The following is a 19,959-nucleotide window of genomic DNA, read 5'->3' as shown; positions in this document are numbered from 1 at the left end:
TGATTTATAACATTTTGGACTGCAAAGATACTGAATATTTATTAGATACTACTTAGTATGATACGTTATGAAAAACAAAAAAAGCAGTCATTCTTATGAATGGCTGCTCTCTATCTTAATCAATGGCTCTTCTTTAGAACAACTTAGCAGGATATTCACCAGCATCTACCAATGCCTGAATCTTGTCTACTACGCTCTGACGGTCTTCCGGATAAGTGACGCCGAACCACTTGCTGGTAGTATCCAGTACTTCAACAGTGGCAGTTCCGTCATTAATCAATTTATCTACCATCAATGGGATGAAGAATTCGCTCTTCAGGTTTTCCATATTCTTCGGATCGCTAAGGAAAGTCTTGAAGAATTCCTGGCTGTAAGCGAAGTAATCAGGAGTAAAGCCCCAGAAGTTCATACTTACCGGAGTCGTATCGGGAGTAGCCGTCCATTCGCCATCATCACCGATATATTTCACTTCACCGTCCAAACGTTGAATCTTCGTACGTTCTACTACAGATGTCAACAATCCTTTAGCATCTGTACTACAGATACCACGAGATACCGTACCGCTTTCGCTCAATGTATTTCCTACACGAAAACCTACCATTGAATAAACGTTCTTTGAATTTTCAGGAAGAGCAGAAAGGAATTTACCCATCACTTGGAAAGAATCACGACCATAGAAGTCATCACAGTTAATCACTGCAAACGGTTCTTTAATCACATCAGCACCCATCATTACTGCATGGTTAGTACCCCAAGGTTTGGTACGGTCTGCCGGGCAAGTAAAGCCTTCCGGAAGATCGTCAATTGATTGAAATACCAGTTCGCAAGGAATGTGACCTTCGTATTTGGAAATAATTTTATCACGGAAATCTTGTTCAAAATCTTTGCGGATTACAAATACAAGTTTGCCAAATCCGGCATTGATAGCATCATAGATTGAGTAATCCATAATAGTTTCGCCATTAGGACCCAGTCCGTCTAATTGCTTCAAGCCTCCATAACGGCTACCCATACCGGCTGCCAATAAGAATAAAGTTGGTTTCATAAATTGTGTAATATTAAAAGGTTAGTGATGTCAACGGCATCAGATTTCGTTGCAAATTTACAAAAACTTTCTTTCTTTTGTCTTGAAACAAAAGAAAGAAACAAAGAAAAATTCAAGACTGACTTTTTTCTCCTACTCACACCCTTCACTACGCTAAAGGGCAGAAACTCGCTTCGCTCAAACAATCTGCCCTTTTAACACTTCGTTACGGGTGTTCGCTTAACGGAGAAAAAAGTAGGTCGGAAAACCTTTCGGCATGTAAACCTATGCAGAATCAAAAGTACATCAATGACAAATCTAGAAATCCGGTAATTCATTAACCTATGCAGCAAACACGCCGAAAGGGGATCGGCCTCGTTTTTCCGGCGTTAAGCGCAGGCGTTTTCTCCAGCGTTAAAAAGGGCAGACTGTTTGAGCGAAGCGAGTTTCTGCCCTTTAGCCGGAGAGAACACCGGAGTAGCCGGAAAAACGCAGCCTTGAATTTTCTTTGGTTCTTTCTTTGTTTCAAGACAAAGAAAGAACGTTAGAAGGGATAACCGATAGCAAAATGTATTCCCAGATTCTTCATAAAGGATCCTGTGACATTGTAATATCCGCTTCGTTCTGTATCGTAAGGCAGATGCAAAGGAATACCGAAATCAAGACGGAACACAAGAATATCCATATCATAACGAATACCGACACCGGTGCCCAAAGCGATCTGTTTCGGGAACGTTTTCAGTTCGAGTTGTGAATTGGGACGGGCCTCATCCTTGCGCATCAACCAGACGTTTCCTGCATCCAGGAAAGTGGCTCCCCAAATGCTCTTAAAGATACGGAAACGATATTCTACATTTGCCTCAAAACGGAAAGTACCCGTCTGGTCGAGGTAAGAGTAGCGGCTTTCTGCCGGATGGTATCCGCCCGGACCGATGCTACGTACTGTAAAAGCGCGGATGCTGTTGGCACCACCCACATAGAATTGTTCGCTGTAAGGGGCTATCGTTGCATTACCGTAGGCGAAGAGAGCGCCCAAAGCTACACGGGAAGCAATCTTATTATTCTTGTCCATATTCCACAAATGGCGAAATTCCGTATTCAGTTTCACAAACTGTGCGAAAGGGACGTTCAGCAAACGTTTGTCCTCTTTGCTGAAAGACTGACCAAAAGCACGGTAAATCACCGAGGTCAGGTTACCGGCAGAGGTTACAGTCGATTGCCACCAAATCGGATTTTTAATACCGCGTGCGGAAGCATTATCATAGGTATAGGTATATTCCATAGCAGGAATAAACTGGTCTTTCAAACTGATATATAATGCAGGATTGGCATCGGCAATTTCCCTGAACTCTTCCGATTGGTGTTGAAGGACGTTGAATGTCAGTTTAAAAGGGGTGATACTATGCCGGCTTGTACGTGTCGGCTGGAAATCGTAGGTAGCATTTCCGCCGAATGACAACAGTTTATAATACCTGGCACGGTTCAACTGGTCGATGTATAGACGGAATGTAGTGGTAGCCGGGAAGTCAAACTCCCTTTTCCCCCAATGCGGGAAAACCACGCGCGGGAAAGTCAGAGAGGTGGAAACTCCCATCTCCCAACTGTTCATCAAAGAACTTTTTTCTCCTCCGCCGGTTTGCCATTCATAAGAGCCTTTCAGCTTCACGTTCCAGCTTTCGCCACCTCCGAATACATTGTTCCGAGTGACGCCGAATGATGCTCCGGGCCCGGTTTGGTCGTTACTTTTGGTTACGACATTCAATTCCAGTTCGGCGTCCAGCGGCTTGGCAAACGTGGCCTGCATGGTTACGTTCAGCGTATCACAAACGGCTGTCGTATCTTTCGGAGCATATTGTAAATCCAGATAACTGAAGATTCCCAACTGGCTAAGTTTCTCCTGCACCTGCTCCTGTCGATACTGACTGTAAAGACGGGTGCGATTGGAAGCCCGCATCTGTGCATTCCGCACAAACTGTTGATAGTTCAACCAACGATAAAGCATATTCGGACGTACCTGCAATTTCTTATAATAATGTATATTCAGATTCTTATACATCATGCTGTCATTGGGCGCCTCACCATCCTTGCCAAACAGGTAAACAGAGGCATCTCCTACATAGTAAGGACGTTGTGCCGCAGCGGGTAATCCCGGAACGGGAATCAGACGAAGGCTGATATGTCCACCGGGAACCAATGTCGTATCTGCCTGATAAGTCATATAATCGGGACGGAAGTAAAAATATCCCCGGTTACGCAACAGCGTACTGATACGGGTACGCTCCTCATCCAGATCGACCACGTTAAACTGCTCGCCGGGACTTATATAAGACATTCGACGTCCCCGTTCCATAATGCGCAACGTTTGGGGAGTGAAACGCTGATAATAAACCGTATCTATAAAATAAGGATTCTTCATGTCTACCGTATAAAGAATACTTGCTTTCAGGCTGTCTTTCTTATCAACCAATGTTTCATAAGTCACTTTTCCATTGAAGTAACCATAATCACGGAGTAAGTTTGTAGCCACCTTGATACGAACCTCCGGATTGACAGTGGAAATAAATACCGGAGGGTTAGCAGCCAGACGGTTGAACATCCACTTTCCAAATCCTTTTTTATATTTCACAAAGTCATTGTACATCCACATCTTAAAAGGAATAGGCAGAAGCCCTCCCAACATCTTCGTACTGGGAGTTTTATCAAGGGCCGCCTCAATCTCTGTCAGAGCCGTCCCTCCTACCGGTGTTGTCGACTTATTCTGTATGACAGTTTTTCCTCCTGTATAAAGTACCTCCCCTTCGGGCAGATGCTTTGTCACCGAACAACCCGAAAATAAGATGAGACCCATCAGACAACTTGCTAATATGTTATTATATATCCCTTTCATGCTTACTTCTTTTTCTTAAAGATGAACAGTTCACTGAGTTTGTCCAGTTTCTTGCGAAGTACCAGACCGACTCCTGTTTCCGTAATCTCGCCTTCGAGTACACTCTCGTAGTTTTTATCGTAGAACAGACGAACATAACGGGTTCCGGTTCTATCCAAACGATATTCCAGAGAGATGTTATCGATAAAGGATTCCGCATCATTCGTCGCATTCTCACCTGTAGACACCTTACCTCCGATTACAATCTGGAAACGGTTGTTAAAGAGACGTTGTGAATAACGGAAACTGTAATCCGTACGCTTACCACCCGTATCCGACAAATCGTGATCTTCGATACCGACAGAAACACTGGCATTTTTCAAATTTCCCATCAATGAGTTGATTTGGCTGCTTAATACGGAGTTCAGTGCGGAACCCATATTCAGTTTACCCAATCCACCACCTCCGCCACCAATCGGTCCGGTCCCAAGATAGGTTTTCATAACCATAATATAGAGGGCTTGTTTACCTCTCTCTTCCGCCCCCATGGCTGTCAACTCGTTTTGTATGGTTGCATCTTCGGGAGCAGATACATCAAATGCAAAAGAAAGATTATCCAACCGGTTCTTGACAACGATGGACACATCGAAATTAACCGAACGTGTTCCGCCGTTCTCTCCCTCGGAAACAGAAGCACGGATACGATCGGTTGCTTTGAAGTTCAACATCGGGTCCATGGGGTTTCCTGTCCATTCCACATAGCTACCGTTATCGATAGCAAATTCTTTGGCAGCAATGACAGGTAAAGCATATTTCATCAAACCGCCGCTCAACGTATAGCGTCCGGTCAATGTCAGATCACCTTGCGGAGTATATTTCATAGAGAGGTCACCTCCCCCTTCCAGTTCGACACGATTGTCATTGCTTGCATCCAAATCGACTTTCAAACGGACGGATGGATCGATATGTACCATCATCACCATGTCCAACCCGCCTAAAGAAACAGTCGGCACTTCTTGTTGGACAACCGTAGTGGTGTCGCTAAACGAAGTAAAGGTTACCAGACTTCCCAAACGATCCTGTACCGTCAACGGCGAGTCGGTCAAGATATAGGAAACGTCTGTATTACCCAGCAGGCTCATGTTTCCACGCATGTTCAATCCATCCAACGGCCCTTTCACTGTTGCCCGGAAATCGGCAAAGACTTTTCCGTAGACCAGACTCTCACGAGTGCGTTTGGCATCCAGAAGCGTATAGTTCTGCGCCAGCAGATTCAGATTCGCCATCGGTCGGGACATATCCCTGAAATCAACATAACCGTCAATCGTGAATGGAGTTTTTCCTGTTGTATAGATAGCGAATTTATCAAATTCCAACCGATTATTCTTTATCTGTACCGGACGGTCGTCGAACCTAAAATTAGCACCATATTGGCGGGAAAGAACAGAAACGCTATCCAATATCAGTTCGCCATTTATCAAAGGCTGCTCGGTGCTACCCGCAATATTCAGATTACCATCCATATCACCGGCCAGCGTAGCCATTTTATCAGGAATAAATACGTTAGCTACACGTAGCGGGAAATGCTCCAGAGTAGCGTTTACTTCCAGACTGTCTTTTCCTGTCTGGGTTGGAACCAGCTTACCATCCGCCACCATCACTTCCACTTTGTCATGATTCAGATAGGCGTTAAGATATTGTTTCCCCTGTTCTCCCGGTAACCAAGTAGCTCCTAATGTTATATCACCAATTCGTTGATGTTCATAAGTCAGCTCGTCAATAGATGATTCAACCGAAAGCTGAAGATCTTTTTCAGTCTGTACGTAGTGTGCTTCCGCAGAGAACAAACCGGTTATTTCCGGGAAATAAGGTAGTACCTTGCTCAATTCGGCTAAACTGATTCTTCGGATTTCGACATCAATATTCTGTAAAGAAACAGTATCTCCCCGCACCGAATGTACACGGAATCCCATTCCTTCATCATCCCACATATCTACATTAGCGTATACACGCATATTCTTATGCACATAAATCCAGTTGTGATTTTCATTAAAGTGGAATTTTTGGAAGGCTATTATCGGCTCTTCCGGAATTAATGTGAAAGCTAACCCATCGCCTTTTCCATGACCTTCAAACAGAGGACGAGCATTGACACCGAGCAGTACGCCTGTTTCTCCTTTTCCATTCTTAAAGTCTACCAACAGTTCTGCATCCCGGTCACGAATCTCTCCCGTCAGTGTAGTAGAAAAAGAGAATTGCGGATTCTTCGGTCCGTTAATAACGCCGGCACGCAATTTCATGAGTGTAGTATCTTGTTTGACGGTAAAGAAAATCGTGTCTAGTTGTAAGGTGTCTACTTTCAAAGCGTGAATAGCGGCTTTTCCATTGATTCCCCAATCAGGAGCCGTTCCAAATTTCACTGAAGCATCATGGTAAGCAATCTTTTTAGTAGCCAGAAAATACGCCAAGGGGTTTTCTTGCCCTGCAGAGAAAGAGAAAACTGCCGTCGGTAACGCCTTACGCAATTCAGCGTGATTCAATGCTTTCTCATCAATCTGCTTCATCAATACATCCACAAAATGAGTAGATTGGCGAATTAAAGGATTAACACCGGAGCGTGCGCTCAAGTCGAGTTTCATATCACCGGAGATTAAATGTGCCGAAACTAAATCCCGACGGGCTTCGGCAACTAAGTTAAAAGTCAACGGACGCTTCATTGGCTGCGGCATAATTCCCAGTTCATGCAAATCCAGTTGAGTAACATCAATCGTTATTTTACCGTCGGGGTAACTGTGTGCCAGATTATATTCAGCATCTGTTATCATTTTCAATAAAGCATTATCGCTTGTCAGATGTGCAGTGACCAATGCGCCTTTAAGTTCTCCCGTCAGATCAAGATCGGAAAGATGGTATTTAGCATAATGAAGTTGATCTAATGCAAGATTCAATTTGGCAAATGAATGGTAGGACATGACATCTAATCCACGACCATTAGCTGCAGCCGAGAGAGAAAGTTCATAGATAGAGTCTTTCGGGAGGAAACTATGAAGTTGCAGATTGTCTATTTTCAGATCAGCCTTATAGACTTCGGTAGCGGTATTTAAGGCCGCATTCACATCCATAGCTCCTTGTCCTTCTTTCAAACGGAGATTTGCTTTATATTCAGGACCTTTGATATCCACTTTCGCCACCAGATTCATACTGTCAGGAATAACAAGCGTGCCATTAGGGGCTTCTCCCGACAGAGCGGTCAGGAAGTTTAGGTTTTGAGTGGTCATTTTCAGACCGATGGTTCCGGTGCGTGTGAGGTTGTCGGCGAGGTTTTCCAAAAGACCACCGCCCTCCAATGCAAAAGCCCCCGGCAGGTCTACTGTAAAGCGGGAAATCTGCATTTCTTTCAGATTGCCATCCGTACCGGCACGGATGACGAGCGGGCGGAATGGATAGGCTTCTTTGAAGCTTTCAGGTAGAGCACCGGCAAATAGCATGACGTCTTCTTTGCCAATATAGGCATTGAGACGGGCAGATAAGCGGCCCGTAGTCGGGATGTTGACCAGTTCCCAATAGGTATGTGCAGATAAATCGATTTCAGAATGTGGAGTGTTCAGTTTCAAACTGGGAACACAGATAACAGAATCATTGGAGTAGGCTCTACCCGTCAGGGCAGTGACGCTCAATCCGGAGCGTTCGTTCATGGTAAATTCACGAATGACTGCGTTCATATCCCTCCCTTTATACAGCAAGGAATCCAGAGCGATGCGAATATCCCGAACGGCAATATGAGAAGCGTCGAAGCCCTCTGTCGGTTGAGCAGTTCCGGTATCATAGCTGGCGGAGGTTCCCGATAATAAGAACTTCTTCAAGTCGTAGTATTGATTCTTCAAATCTGCTTGAGCATTATTGATGGCCGCTTCTCCAATATGGGCCGTCATACGCATGGAATCAGCAGGAAGTTGCATGCTGAACGATACATTTTTCAATTTCAACTGATGAAGAGCTACTTTCCAGTTGATCGGAGCAGAAGCTGTGGTATCTTTGGGCGTAGTTGTGGTATCATTCATCAGTAGCTGCATGTGAGTGTCGGATAGTTCGACCTGATTGATAACCGCTAGTTCATTAGACAGATCGACGCCATGACTTTGCAGGAAGAAACGTCCCAAAACGCCTTTAATCTTCATTCCCTCCATCAAATCGGCTGAATTAACGGCTACCCGGCTCAAAGTCACTTCATCCACTTCAACTTTTCCTTTTATCAACGGCCATGCCTGTACACGGACATTGAGGCTTTCTAAAGACAAAAGGGTGTCCGGCTGTTGAATGACCTCCACGCCACGTACCAACAGATTAAGTGGGAAACGAAGGTCTATCCGCTCCACCTGAATCTGCATGCCGGTTGCTTTAGAGGCGTATGCAGTAACCTCCCGACGCAAAAGATTCTGAACGGGAGGAACATAAAGCAATACCATTAGTATTACAAAGAGTATTATAGGAGTAAGCAGTATCCAGCTTACCCAACGTATCCATTTTCGTTTCATGTAAAATGTGTCAGTGTAAATAAGGTGACACAAAGTAAACAAATTATTCCGAAAAAAGGTTGACGACAGGAGCAAAATGTTCTGCAACAAAAGAAATATAAGTATTCTGTTTTTTCTGACTTCACCAGAAGCAGCGACTTATATTGCTTCATTTATATCATAATAAAAAAGATGAAGTTACTTGTTAGTCATATTACCCAATGTATCCGATTGTCTAATAAGACAGATATTGGCTCTATTTACAGATATACAGAATTCCTTAAAAAATACTATCTTTGATAATAAAAGCAGCGTTCGCCACTAGCTTTAAATCCCCATTGATCAGAAGCTTCAACAGCGATCAAATGAACACCTTCGCAGCACTCTTTAGGTAATTGTAGTCCCCAGATTTGAGGAGAAAATTGCCTTCTGAACGGATTTCTACGATTGAAACGAGTTGGATATATTTTTAGCTGATTCCAACTTCTCACCCTTGCTACATTCACATCAAGTTCTTCTTTCTTCTCACATAATAACCATTCACCATTATCCAAACGACAACGTACTATTGTACTATCTGAAGCTCCATAAACAGTTACAAGCATTTCTCCCTGGTGTTTGTTTCTCAATTCATCGATATAAACATCTGTCGAGTCAATACCTGCAATCCAAATATTCATCTGTCGGGAAGCATCCATCCCTATGCCCTTATACCGGAAAGAATAGTCTTTCTCTGTAAAATCAAAAACAAAATAATTACGAGGAGTACCACATTGCATCAAAGCAGACGGAATACCTTCCCAATCCTTTTCTCCCACCCACCAGAAACCACAAGAAGCCCCTGTTACTAATTCATGTACACAAACATCCTGACCATGTAAAAAATTCCTCTCCACCTGATGCATGTGCCCAGTCAAAGCTAAAACATTCCCTCGTCCTTCTAATATTTCAATCAATGCGGATGAATTAGTAGTATGTACTAATGGAATATGCATACAAAGTACGATCTGAGCATTTTTAGGTACAAGTTTCAGATCATTTGAGACAAAGCGCAATTGACTATCAGAAATCTTCCCTACATAAGAACGTGTTCCTTTACCATAGACATTATTTAGAACAATAAAATGTACGTTTCCTTCGTTAAAAGCATAAGTCGCTGATCCAAAAGCTGTATTATATGAAAAGGTTTGATTAATCCTTATAGAATCAGCATCCCGATCGTGATTACCTATAACTGTCCATGATTGTACAGGCAATAGTTCCATCATCTGTTTGATAGCGGGAAATAAATTTAAATTGTTATTCACTAAATCACCTAAAAATATATTGAACGAAGACGAATCTGCTTGCAAAAGTTCTGGCCATAAAGAACGGGAAGCATAATCCAACTCCTGAGAATTACCGACTTGTACATCTCCTATTGCGTTTATTGAGAAATGCTTATTTACCTTTTTCTTATTCAATCCAAAATTGATTTGTTGCATCTCGGTATCCCCATGACTATTCCAATAATAAAATCCTGAATTTACTATTTGATTAGACAATAGTGTCCAATTATTCGGAAGAATCGGGAAGATACTGTTTCCCTTAGAAAGTCTGATTCTGAAATGTCCCTGTTTATCTGCAAGTAGAACAGTATCTCCATTAGATATGGCTATTCCCGAAATACCTTTTTCTCCTTTGTCCTGAATCCCATTTTGATTACCATCTTCATAGACACAACCTTCTATCCAAGCAACATCTTGAGCCAAACATTTTGTGGAAACAAAACTGCCTAATAAGAAGAATATATATATAATCATGAACTTTTTCATTTTTTCATCTTATTAAGATAAAAACAAGGAAGGATATATTAAGATAAAAACCATCTATACCCTTCCTCGCATTTACATTATTTTATTAAAAGCATAACGTTTACTTATCTGTATATTTAAAAACTATAGCATGGTTATTGTCATCTGTAAATGAAATATATCCAACTCCTGTGGAGGAGAAAGCTATATTCAAATTACTAGAAGCAATATCTGCTAATTTATGAGGATCTGACCATTGCTTAGTTTCATTATCCAAATAAATAACCTTTGGATAATCTTGATCTTGTTCATCTCTGTAGGCAACAAAAGGAGTACCATCAGGAGCTATTGATATGGCCACTGAAGTTGAAGTTGAGGTTTTAAAATCCAAAGGCAATGGATTTCCTCCTACTGTGGACCATTGTTTTGTTACCGGATCATATTTCTTTAGTCTCAAGTTATACACACCTGATGTCACTGCATCATCACTTGTTAAGATATAAAGTGTACCATTTTCTTCTGCTTCAATATCCAATCCAACAATACCAGTCTGAGTAGCATTTGGTTCTACATAGTTATTTAATAGAATACTCCATGTTCCATTTTTATATTCATATACTGAATGACCATAATTTACGCCTGCTACTGCCCCACGGTTAACCACCAACAGATAGGCAGCATGCTCTGTCTTAGCAAGATTACAATTATAGATTGGAGTCCCGGAAGCCAAAAGTGGTAATTCACTACTCGCCCAACTGTTCTGATAAATAGACATAACTAACACTCGCCTTGGAAAAGAAACTTTGTTGCTATTGTTCACTTGTGAAACAATAGTCTCTCCATTATCTAATACTCTTAAATGTAATTGCTGAGATTGAGCATTTACAAATCCTTGATTACCTACATAATTCCAGGTAGTCCCATTCCATTTCATTAAAGACGCAGCACCTGCAACTGTGGTAGCACTGTTATCAGAATAAACGACATAAGGAATTCCATCCTTGTCAATATCAAAATCATAATTTGACAAACTAACTTCTCCTCCAAAGCCTTCTAAAGAACCAACTGCTGTCCAAGTTGTACCATCAACAAGTTTTATGACAGCCATTTTCTCTTCTTCTTTTAGTTTAAAACCAAGATATGGAACTTGATCCACCGGGTTTATTTTTAAAACAGATCCACTGAAAACTGATGTCGCTGTAAAGTCCGGCATTCTTACCCAAGCCATATTAGAAGACTTAGCAACTGTTATCGTATACTTTACATTCTGTTTTCCATTACTAACAATGTAATCTACAGGAGCTGTAAAATCATTGGCAGTAGCACCACTAACTTGTGTAACTCCATCTACCAAGACGATATTACCATCGTTCGTCGTAAAGCGAGCGACAAGTGCACTTTTATCTATAAATGCAGGCATAGTAACCTTAGCTGTTGTGGAAGATAGGGTAGCTATATAATCATCTGATAATATACTTGAATTATCTTCAGCATAAAACCCAAAGGTTAACAGCTTAGCTTCAACTCCTTCATCTGTCCCATCATTCTTGTCATCCGAACAAGATGAAAACGCAGCAAACAAAACAATTACTGCCATCCAAAATAAATCTTTCATTCTATTCATACCATAAATATTTGTGGACCGGAGTCCTGTTATACAATCATATTATTACTAATTTTTAGGGTAAAGCACAGCTTTTATCATGGGAGTAGTGCTCAATAAAGATTTTGCAAAAGAAGAAATATCTTTTGCTGTTATACTATTTACTGTTTGTGCATAATTATTCAGATATTTCCAATCCTCCTGTTGATTGAATATGGAATTGCGAATCCAAGAAGTCCAAAAAGAGTTTTTTTGTTTATCCAATTCAAAATCTTTCAAAAGATTACGTTTAACATCCGTTAATATACCGTCAAATGATTCCGGATATTCATAAAGTCTTTGTAATTCTTCTTGTGTAGCATTAACCAAACTATCAACATCCTCTGGCAAGCAGACAAATCCAATCATCGTTCGTGATAAGAAAGAAGGATATAAACCCGCACTCGAAGCTACGCTTACACTATAGACTTTTCCCATTTCCTCACGCAAACGGTTAAGTAAACAAGTGCGCAACATCGCTTTCATTACATTCGATTTCAATGTGAATGAGCTAAACTCCTCTAACAAACTGTCTTGCTGGAAAATCAATGAAACTGATGCTTTAGGAGAATCCCCCGTGTGACGTATCAATGAACAGGATTTATAAGGTATATTACGTTCTGTATAACACCAATCCGTATCATTCGATCCTTTAGGTAATCCACCAATATATGTAGTGATTAACGGCTTTATATCCTGTATAGTACAGTCTCCCAAAATAACAAATGTGTAATCTTTCGCTGCACCATAAAAACGATTGAATAGAGGAAGCATATCCTCTTGCTTTACATATCGTGTTATTAAAGAATCAGAAAGTATTGTATTTGTGTAATTTCGTCCGTTCAAAAGCCACATTAGTTCTTCCTGAAAAAACTCCGTCGGACTTTTTTGCTTGACACGATAATTTTCTTTTGTCTTCTCTATTGTTTGTTTACAAATTGCTGTATCCAACTGAGGGTACATCCATTTGGTATAGAGTAGTTGAAACATTGTTTCCATATCCTTTACCTGCGATACTCCAGCTAGCCCAGTACGTGTCTTATCAACAAGTAGACGCATAGAAGCAGAGTTTCCTGCCAGAAAATAGTTCAATGCATCCCTTGAAAAATTTCCGGCTCCAGAAAGTGAAATAATACTGGGAGCGAATAGACCTGTATAATAATGTAAAGAATCTAAAGAATAAAGCCCTCCTTTCCGAAAACCAGTCAACAACACCTTCCCCTTATCGAGTTCTGAAGACTTAAATATAATGCGCGTGCCATTATTTAGCCAAAGAGACACAGCTCCTATCTCTGGTATATTTTCTTCTCTGACAATATGTCCCCCCGACGGTAATTGGCATAATTCATCCGGTACAGAAAAATATTTATTATACCGTTTCGAAGATTGTTTTCTGGCTTCTTTTATAATTGACATCAAAGTCGCATCTCCATTCACTTCCTTATTAGCTTTTTCATTTGCTCGCAATAGATAATGCATCTTTTGGGGTGAATATACTTTTGCCAAATTCCTAACCAAAGCAACAGAGTCTAGTTCTGGAAAATATCGTTGAACTAATCGATACTCTTCTTGTAATGAGGTAAATCTGTTTCCTACATAAAAATCGGCATAAATATCGTTCATTAATTCAACGGAAGCAGGATTTTGCTGATTTTGAAGTTTATTCTCCAAGTTATTATAAATAACCTTTTTGGCACGTTCTATTTCCGTCTCAGTAAACCCATAACGAAAGATTTGCTGTTGCTGTGCAATAAACTCCGAAATACCTTTTTCCATTTTCCCAGGTAGTAGTTCTACCGAACATAGCAATACTCCAGTTGCATTCAGAAAACTTGAGTACTGAATACTGGCTTTCCTATAAGAAGGATTTTCAAAAGCCCAAGCATTCATTCGCATCTTAAAAAGGCGATTCAATAATGTTCGGGTCAAATAAGCCTTATAATCCTTTGCTGTCTGAACCGGTTTTGAAAGTGGCAGCAACTGAATCATATCCAATTCTATTGTTTTCAGCGATTCATTGGTAAGTATCTTTACCGCTTCCTTTTTATAAACAGGAATGTGGCATTGCTTCCAAATAGGAGAGGCAAGAGACGATAGTTTCCCGAATTTCTCCTTTATAAGCGTCTCAACCTGTTCAGGATTTATATCACCTACAACGGCCACAGCCATTAGTGAAGGATGATACCATGTTTGATAATAATCCAGAATATCCTCTCGTTTACAGTTTCTAATGACAGCCGTATCACCAATAGTCATTCGTTCGGAATAGTGCGAACTATTCAGAAGCTCCAATAGAAAAGCTGTATCACTATCGCGTTTGGCATCTCTCTTCGACAACCATTCCGAAAGTATAACTCCACGTTCTTTTTCTACCTGCATTGAATCGATAGAAAGCCCGCCTGCCCAATCAGCTAAGATAGTTAATGTTGAATCTACCATTTGAGGATTGGATGAAGGCAACTGCAATTTATACACAGTCTCATTAAACGAGGTGTGCGCGTTTAAATCTTTCCCGAATTTGGCTCCTTTCGACTCTAAGAAACGAACCATACCATCAGAGGGGAAATGATAACTACCATTAAATGCCATGTGTTCTAGGAAATGAGCCAATCCTCGTTGATTCTCCTTCTCCATGACGGAACCAGCCTTCACAAACAAACGATAAACGGCTTCCCCTTTGGGATTCGTATTCGGGTAAATATAATAGGTTAATCCATTATCCAGTTTTCTTACAATCAGATTCTTATCATACTGTAAGAACTCCGATGATTGCCCGTATACAACAGGGCTTAGCAATAAGCCTATAAAAATCAGCCATAAAAACTTTTTCATTCTACTCCTTCATTAATTCTGTTTCTCTATCACCAGTTCGCGCTGTAAACCGTCGGGACCTGGAAGCCCCATAGTCAGTCCTTGATTATTGCCAGTCAAACGAATGGTTATTGTATTGTCTTTGTTCTCATCTAAATGATTTGGCATCCATCGGATGCGTATGGGCATATCATAAATACCCGGTAGAAAAGTTAATGTACTACCCTTTGTTACCAGTTCAAAATCAACACCGGATTTCAGACCATCTCCTACTATGACTTGATAGTTCACTTCCAGATTCTCAGTCAGAGGTTTCGAACTCAGATACACACTATAAGTATTAATGTTATTCACATCCGACTTGACAATAACTTTAGATACACCTTTATCTGTCATAATATGAATAAAAGGCGTATCATAAGGCTCTTTCTCATCAGTAGTACATGCCCAAAGGCAGCTTATTAGTAATATAAAGTATAGTGATCTCATAAATGATTTATTTTTAATTGTTTACTGTCGGATTGGGTTGCATATTTGTATTCGCATTCAATTCTACTTGCGGAATAGGCAATACAAAATAATCACTAGGATAAACGATCTTTTCCACTGAAGAATTCGTATTTTCCTCACGTTTAAGATCCTGCTTCCAGCGTATAATGTCAAAGAAGTTATGTCCCTCAAAACAGAGTTCCTTTACACGTTCCTTCTCTATCAGTTGTATCAGTTTTGCGTCTGAATATTGACTAAGTGTATTGACTGCATAGTCTGTATCTACAGCACGCTCCAAAATAGATTTAAGATATCCGGAAGCAGCTGTATAATCTTTCAGATGCCAAGCTGCTTCAGCAGCATTCATATACATTTCGGAAAGACGGAAAACAAATGGATCATCCCTATTCACTTGATTATCTGGCTGTTTTAGAGAATAATATTTGGAACAATAAGCTATTCCATCTTTATTTCTAAGTAAGCCAAGACGGATATCTCCTTCATCGAACAACGTAAATAATGTATCTGCAGGAACACAGGAAGCATCATAAAAAGCCTTTAATTTTCCTGATTGATCTATTCCATTCAATCGAAAGATAGCTTCTCCCGTAGTAGAAAGATCCTGGTACATATTTAAATAGGTATCTCCTTGAGACAGTTTCCCTGTCCCAATTGCCAGTTTTGCATACTTCAGGGCGTTATTCCAATCTTCCATATACAAATAGACTCTCGAATATAATGCGTTGACCGCTTGTAAAGAAGCATAATATATTCCACTTGATTCAATGCCCCTGAAACAATCGGCAGCTCGTTCCAAATCTGCTAAAATTTGTAAATATACTTTCTTAACACTCTCCCTGGAAACATTATCATCGGGACCTGGAGTTTTTAATAGAATAGGAACTCCTAAATGTGAAGCATCTGACGTGTAATTATAAGGTTGTGCATATACCCTACATAAATCGAAATGGCACAATGCCCTCAAGAATAAAGCTTCTCCGAGAATACGTTGACACATATCCTTTGCATTCGGATAAGCTGAAATCACCTGAGGCTGATATTGAATTACATTATTCACATTTGCCAAGGCTTCATATATTTTACGCCAAATATACCCTACAGCTCCTGTCTCTTGTAAAGCATCAGAAGTAAAATTATACTGATCAAGCATATCTGCTCCTGCAGAGACATACTTCATTGACAACATATTTCCGGCAACATCCGGATATTTTGTAAACTCATTGTCATAATAAGCATACATCTTATTATATGCGCCAACCAGCCCTGCATTAAGTCCGTCAGGATCTGAAAGGAATGAAGGGATTGTTGTTTTTCCTTTTTCTTCAACTTCTAAAAAATTGGTACAACTGCTAACCAATTGCATAATGATGCATAAAGCACCGACTAGTAGATATATTCTTTTTTTCATGTTATCTTAAACCTATTTAATTATAATCCTACATTTAGTGCTATCGAGAAATATCTTTCCATCGGATAACCACTCATACATGTTTTATAAGAATTATGATCCTTTCCCGAATAAGGGGTCCAGACCCATAAATTATCTCCAATTAAAGAAATAGAACAATCTTTTAAGCCAGTCGAATGTAGAATTGTCCGGGGAATTCGATAGGAAAATACTAGATTCTGCAAACGAACCTGAGTTTTGTTATACAAATAACGGGTAGAGTTCATCACCGACTGAGTAGAGACACCCCATATTGGTTTAGGGTTCAGCACTAAATCGCCGGATTTTTGCCAACGATTCAACTGGTCAATAGACTGATTTTCCGTCATTATATTCAACCCATCCGAATTACTTGCCCTACCGAAAGATGTAAATCCGTAGCCTCCTATTGAATAATTGAACATAAAGCGCAAACTAAAATCTTTGTACGTTAAAGTATTTGTCAAGCCACCAGCTAGGACAGGAGTTGAACTCTTATACGGGACACGGTTATCCGTACTGTAAATCCGTGTTATATTCCCTTTTGCATCATACCACAAAGGTGCTCCGTCACGAGGATCAACTCCAGCCCAGCGCACTAAGTTATATGTATGTATGTCATATCCTTCCCTCCAAACCATCTCACCCATATTTTTCTGAATGCCATTATATAGCTCTAAGAGTTTATTACTATTATGTGCTAGATTCAGATCAGTTAACCAACTGAAATCACCATCTTTCTTCGGCCGGAAATTGTGACTAGTTATAGTCACTTCAATCCCTTTATTTAATATTGTTCCTACATTTCTATACACACGAGTATCACCTGTCGTTCGAGAAACATCTAAATTACTCAACAAATTAGTTGTCTTATTATGATACCCTTCAACTTCTATATCCAAACGATCGAACAAGCGTACACGAACACCTATATTTGTCATATAAGTAGTTTCCCAACTCAAACGGCTGTTTGGACAGCCCGACATAACACCACCTATTTCTCCTGCATAAGAATAACTTTCCCCATAAGAATATAAGCCAAGAGCTTCCTGAGAACCTAAGCGGGAATTTCCATTTGCCCCATAACTAGCTTTTATTTTCAAAATATTCATCCATGGAATATTGTAAAAACTCTCATTCTGAACATTCCAAGAAACTCCTATAGAACCAAAATTAGCCCAGCGTACATCTGACCCAAATTGTGAATTTCCGTCTCTACGTCCATTTAATGTCACATAATATCGATGATCGTAAGAATAACTAAGCTGCCCTAACATAGAAGCTTTGCGTTTCGTCTTACTAGTATTAGTCCCTTTACGCTCTTTTGCATAAGACACATCTTGAATATGATCATTAATGAAGCCTGACCCTGTAACTCCAAGTGTCACATAGTCCTGTGAACCAGCCTCAATCCCCAATAATCCACTTATATCATGTTTATCAAAAGACTGCTTATAATTAATGCGATGTACAGTAGTCCAGTTCATCATATTTAATGAGTTTCTAGTGGAATAACCTATCGGACCATCAGCGCTCGTCATTCCGGACCAATTAGTACGAGCATAATAAATTTCTTCCTTACCTGACTGATAATCAACACCAAATTGTCCTGTGTAAGATAACCCTGAAAGAATATCATATCTCAACATTAAATTGGCATTCGTATATAAAGTCTTTTGATTATAAATATTCTCTTCCCTTTCCGCTACACTGTTCAAGAAACGGTTCTCCGACCATTTAGGGCTTCCATCCGTTTCTTTTCCGGATATAACCTTATTGTAAAGACGAAAAGTTCCATCTTCATTATATGGTTCGAATATCGGTAAGTACTCATAATAATCCCTTCCTGGATTAAACAAATCATTCACATTATAAGAAGTAGCAAGATCAACCGAGACCTTAAACTTTCGAAGAAAAGTAAAATCCAAATTAGAACGAATAGAAAAACGCTGTTGTTTATTCCCTTTCACCGTTGCTGTATTCTCTAAATAAGAAGCTGATAAATAATACGCTGTATTCCGAGCCCCTCCCATTAAAGATAAATTTGTTTGAAAAGTATTAGCGGTATCATAAAACACATCTGTCCAATCTGTATTTGTAAGGCTGTATTTGTTCATTTCATTATCAGTATAGGGAAAGTATTTTAAATCGTTCCCTGCATTTTGATAAGCTTCCTTAGCTAACATTAGATATTGATTGGCATTCAGAACTTTCGGACTAGTACTCTTATCAATCTTTGCAACTCCATATTGAGCCGTTAAATGAATACGCAAGTCACCTTCTTTTCCTTTTTTAGTTGTTATCAATATGACTCCGTTTGCACCATTCGCTCCGTAAATGGAAGTTGCCGTAGCATCCTTCAATACTGTTATTGACTCAATATCATCAGGATTGATAAAAGATAACGGACTGATAGTCGTACTCATTCCAGGAATCAAATTAGTATGTTCACCTGTATAAATAGGAGTCCCATCCACAACCCACAATGGCTCGTTCGAAGCAGATAGAGAAGCATCTCCACGAACCCTTACATTGTAACGTGCACGTGTATTATCCGGTGAATCTGTATTCGGATCAATTTTCACTCCCGGAATCAAGCCATCCAACATTTTATCCACTCGTAAAGCTGGTAATGCTTTTAACTGGTCAGCATTCACTTGAAAAGCACTACCGACTTGGTCTAGCCTCTTTTGTGCTGTACCATACGCTCCTACAACCACGACATCATCAATAGAAATCGCATCCTGAACAAGTTTTACATTAAGTACTCTTCCCTTAACGGGTACTGTTTTCGTTTTCATCCCCACAAATGAAAAAGTTAAAAAAGCCTCTGCCTTACTAGACACTTGAATTGAATAGCGTCCATCCATATCCGTTATCGTAATATTACGAGTATCCTTTTGTTGTATAGTTACACCGACTAATGGTTCACCGGTATCATCCTTTACTTCTCCTGTTACTAAGAATTTATCATCCTGCTGTAGTTCTTCTTTTTTATTAACAGTGATAATATTGCCAGACTTTTTAAAAATAAAACCTGTTCCATTAAACAAACGATTCAAAACATCAAAAACTGATTCCTTTTCTGCCGTAACGGAAATCGGTGTTATAGTCTCCAATAATTCTGTATTATAAACAAAATCCAGTTTGGTCTGTTTTTGGATCTCATTAAACAATGTACTAACAGAAACACCACTCAAATGTAACGTTACCTTATAATTCTCTTGCATATAATCTTCACCAACGAACAAGAATTATCCAAACCCCAGCATTATCCTAAAAATACAGTTTTTTATTCTGTAAATCATTCTGTTATAGGATGAATAGGTTTGGATAATACATTCCTATATCTTTGCTAATGGCACTAAAGCCA

The 19,959-nt window shown here is 39.9% G+C and carries 9 protein-coding genes; all 9 read right to left on the bottom strand.

Annotation, left to right across the window (positions count from 1 at the left end):
* Positions 1-133: 133 nt before the first annotated feature.
* The 9 genes from N5O98_RS21535 to N5O98_RS21495 all read right to left on the bottom strand — a co-directional run bounded on the left by N5O98_RS21535 (position 134) and on the right by N5O98_RS21495 (position 19,816).
* Entirely contained in the window at positions 134-1,045 is a 912-nt protein-coding gene (locus N5O98_RS21535) for a nucleotidyltransferase family protein (RefSeq protein WP_004299937.1), read from the bottom strand.
* Between the two features lie 523 nt (positions 1,046-1,568).
* A complete protein-coding gene (gene tamL, locus N5O98_RS21530; protein WP_118161283.1) occupies positions 1,569-3,911 on the bottom strand; it encodes a translocation and assembly module lipoprotein TamL in 2,343 nt (780 codons plus the stop codon).
* A gap of 2 nt (positions 3,912-3,913) precedes the next feature.
* The gene (locus N5O98_RS21525) at positions 3,914-8,425 is read right to left on the bottom strand and encodes a translocation/assembly module TamB domain-containing protein (protein WP_182423463.1); all 4,512 of its coding nucleotides are present in this window, start codon (positions 8,423-8,425) and stop codon (positions 3,914-3,916) included.
* Positions 8,426-8,694: 269 nt separating this feature from the next.
* The gene (locus tag N5O98_RS21520; RefSeq protein WP_118161281.1) at positions 8,695-10,218 is read right to left on the bottom strand and encodes a calcineurin-like phosphoesterase C-terminal domain-containing protein; all 1,524 of its coding nucleotides are present in this window, start codon (positions 10,216-10,218) and stop codon (positions 8,695-8,697) included.
* 100 nt (positions 10,219-10,318) lie between these two features.
* A complete protein-coding gene (locus N5O98_RS21515) occupies positions 10,319-11,821 on the bottom strand; it encodes a hypothetical protein (RefSeq protein WP_225450265.1) in 1,503 nt (500 codons plus the stop codon).
* Between the two features lie 48 nt (positions 11,822-11,869).
* Entirely contained in the window at positions 11,870-14,671 is a 2,802-nt protein-coding gene (locus N5O98_RS21510) for a M16 family metallopeptidase (protein WP_004304924.1), read from the bottom strand.
* A 12-nt stretch (positions 14,672-14,683) separates the two neighbouring features.
* A complete protein-coding gene (locus N5O98_RS21505) occupies positions 14,684-15,139 on the bottom strand; it encodes a hypothetical protein (protein WP_004304925.1) in 456 nt (151 codons plus the stop codon).
* A 13-nt stretch (positions 15,140-15,152) separates the two neighbouring features.
* Positions 15,153-16,568 (bottom strand): RagB/SusD family nutrient uptake outer membrane protein, encoded by a 1,416-nt coding sequence (locus N5O98_RS21500; RefSeq protein ID WP_004324639.1) that lies wholly within the window; start codon positions 16,566-16,568, stop codon positions 15,153-15,155.
* A gap of 20 nt (positions 16,569-16,588) precedes the next feature.
* Positions 16,589-19,816, bottom strand: a complete 3,228-nt coding sequence (locus N5O98_RS21495; RefSeq protein WP_269496021.1) for a SusC/RagA family TonB-linked outer membrane protein — start codon at positions 19,814-19,816, stop codon at positions 16,589-16,591.
* Between the last annotated feature and the right edge of the window lie 143 nt (positions 19,817-19,959).

It is taken from the genome of Bacteroides sp. LFL-34 (assembly GCF_027257075.1).
In the GTDB taxonomy this organism is placed as follows: Bacteria; Bacteroidota; Bacteroidia; order Bacteroidales; family Bacteroidaceae; genus Bacteroides; species Bacteroides ovatus.
This window is presented reverse-complemented; position numbering and strand designations above follow the sequence as displayed.

Excerpts from the sequence above, each read along its gene's own strand:
- N5O98_RS21520 (WP_118161281.1), bottom strand. The coding sequence starts at position 10,218 with ATGAAAAAGTTCATGATTATATATATATTCTTCTTATTAGGCAGTTTT.
- N5O98_RS21505 (WP_004304925.1), bottom strand. The coding sequence starts at position 15,139 with ATGAGATCACTATACTTTATATTACTAATAAGCTGCCTTTGGGCATGT.
- N5O98_RS21510 (WP_004304924.1), bottom strand. The coding sequence starts at position 14,671 with ATGAAAAAGTTTTTATGGCTGATTTTTATAGGCTTATTGCTAAGCCCT.
- tamL (WP_118161283.1), bottom strand. The coding sequence starts at position 3,911 with ATGAAAGGGATATATAATAACATATTAGCAAGTTGTCTGATGGGTCTC.
- N5O98_RS21495 (WP_269496021.1), bottom strand. The coding sequence starts at position 19,816 with ATGCAAGAGAATTATAAGGTAACGTTACATTTGAGTGGTGTTTCTGTT.
- N5O98_RS21500 (WP_004324639.1), bottom strand. The coding sequence starts at position 16,568 with ATGAAAAAAAGAATATATCTACTAGTCGGTGCTTTATGCATCATTATG.
- N5O98_RS21525 (WP_182423463.1), bottom strand. The coding sequence starts at position 8,425 with ATGAAACGAAAATGGATACGTTGGGTAAGCTGGATACTGCTTACTCCT.
- N5O98_RS21515 (WP_225450265.1), bottom strand. The coding sequence starts at position 11,821 with ATGAATAGAATGAAAGATTTATTTTGGATGGCAGTAATTGTTTTGTTT.
- N5O98_RS21535 (WP_004299937.1), bottom strand. The coding sequence starts at position 1,045 with ATGAAACCAACTTTATTCTTATTGGCAGCCGGTATGGGTAGCCGTTAT.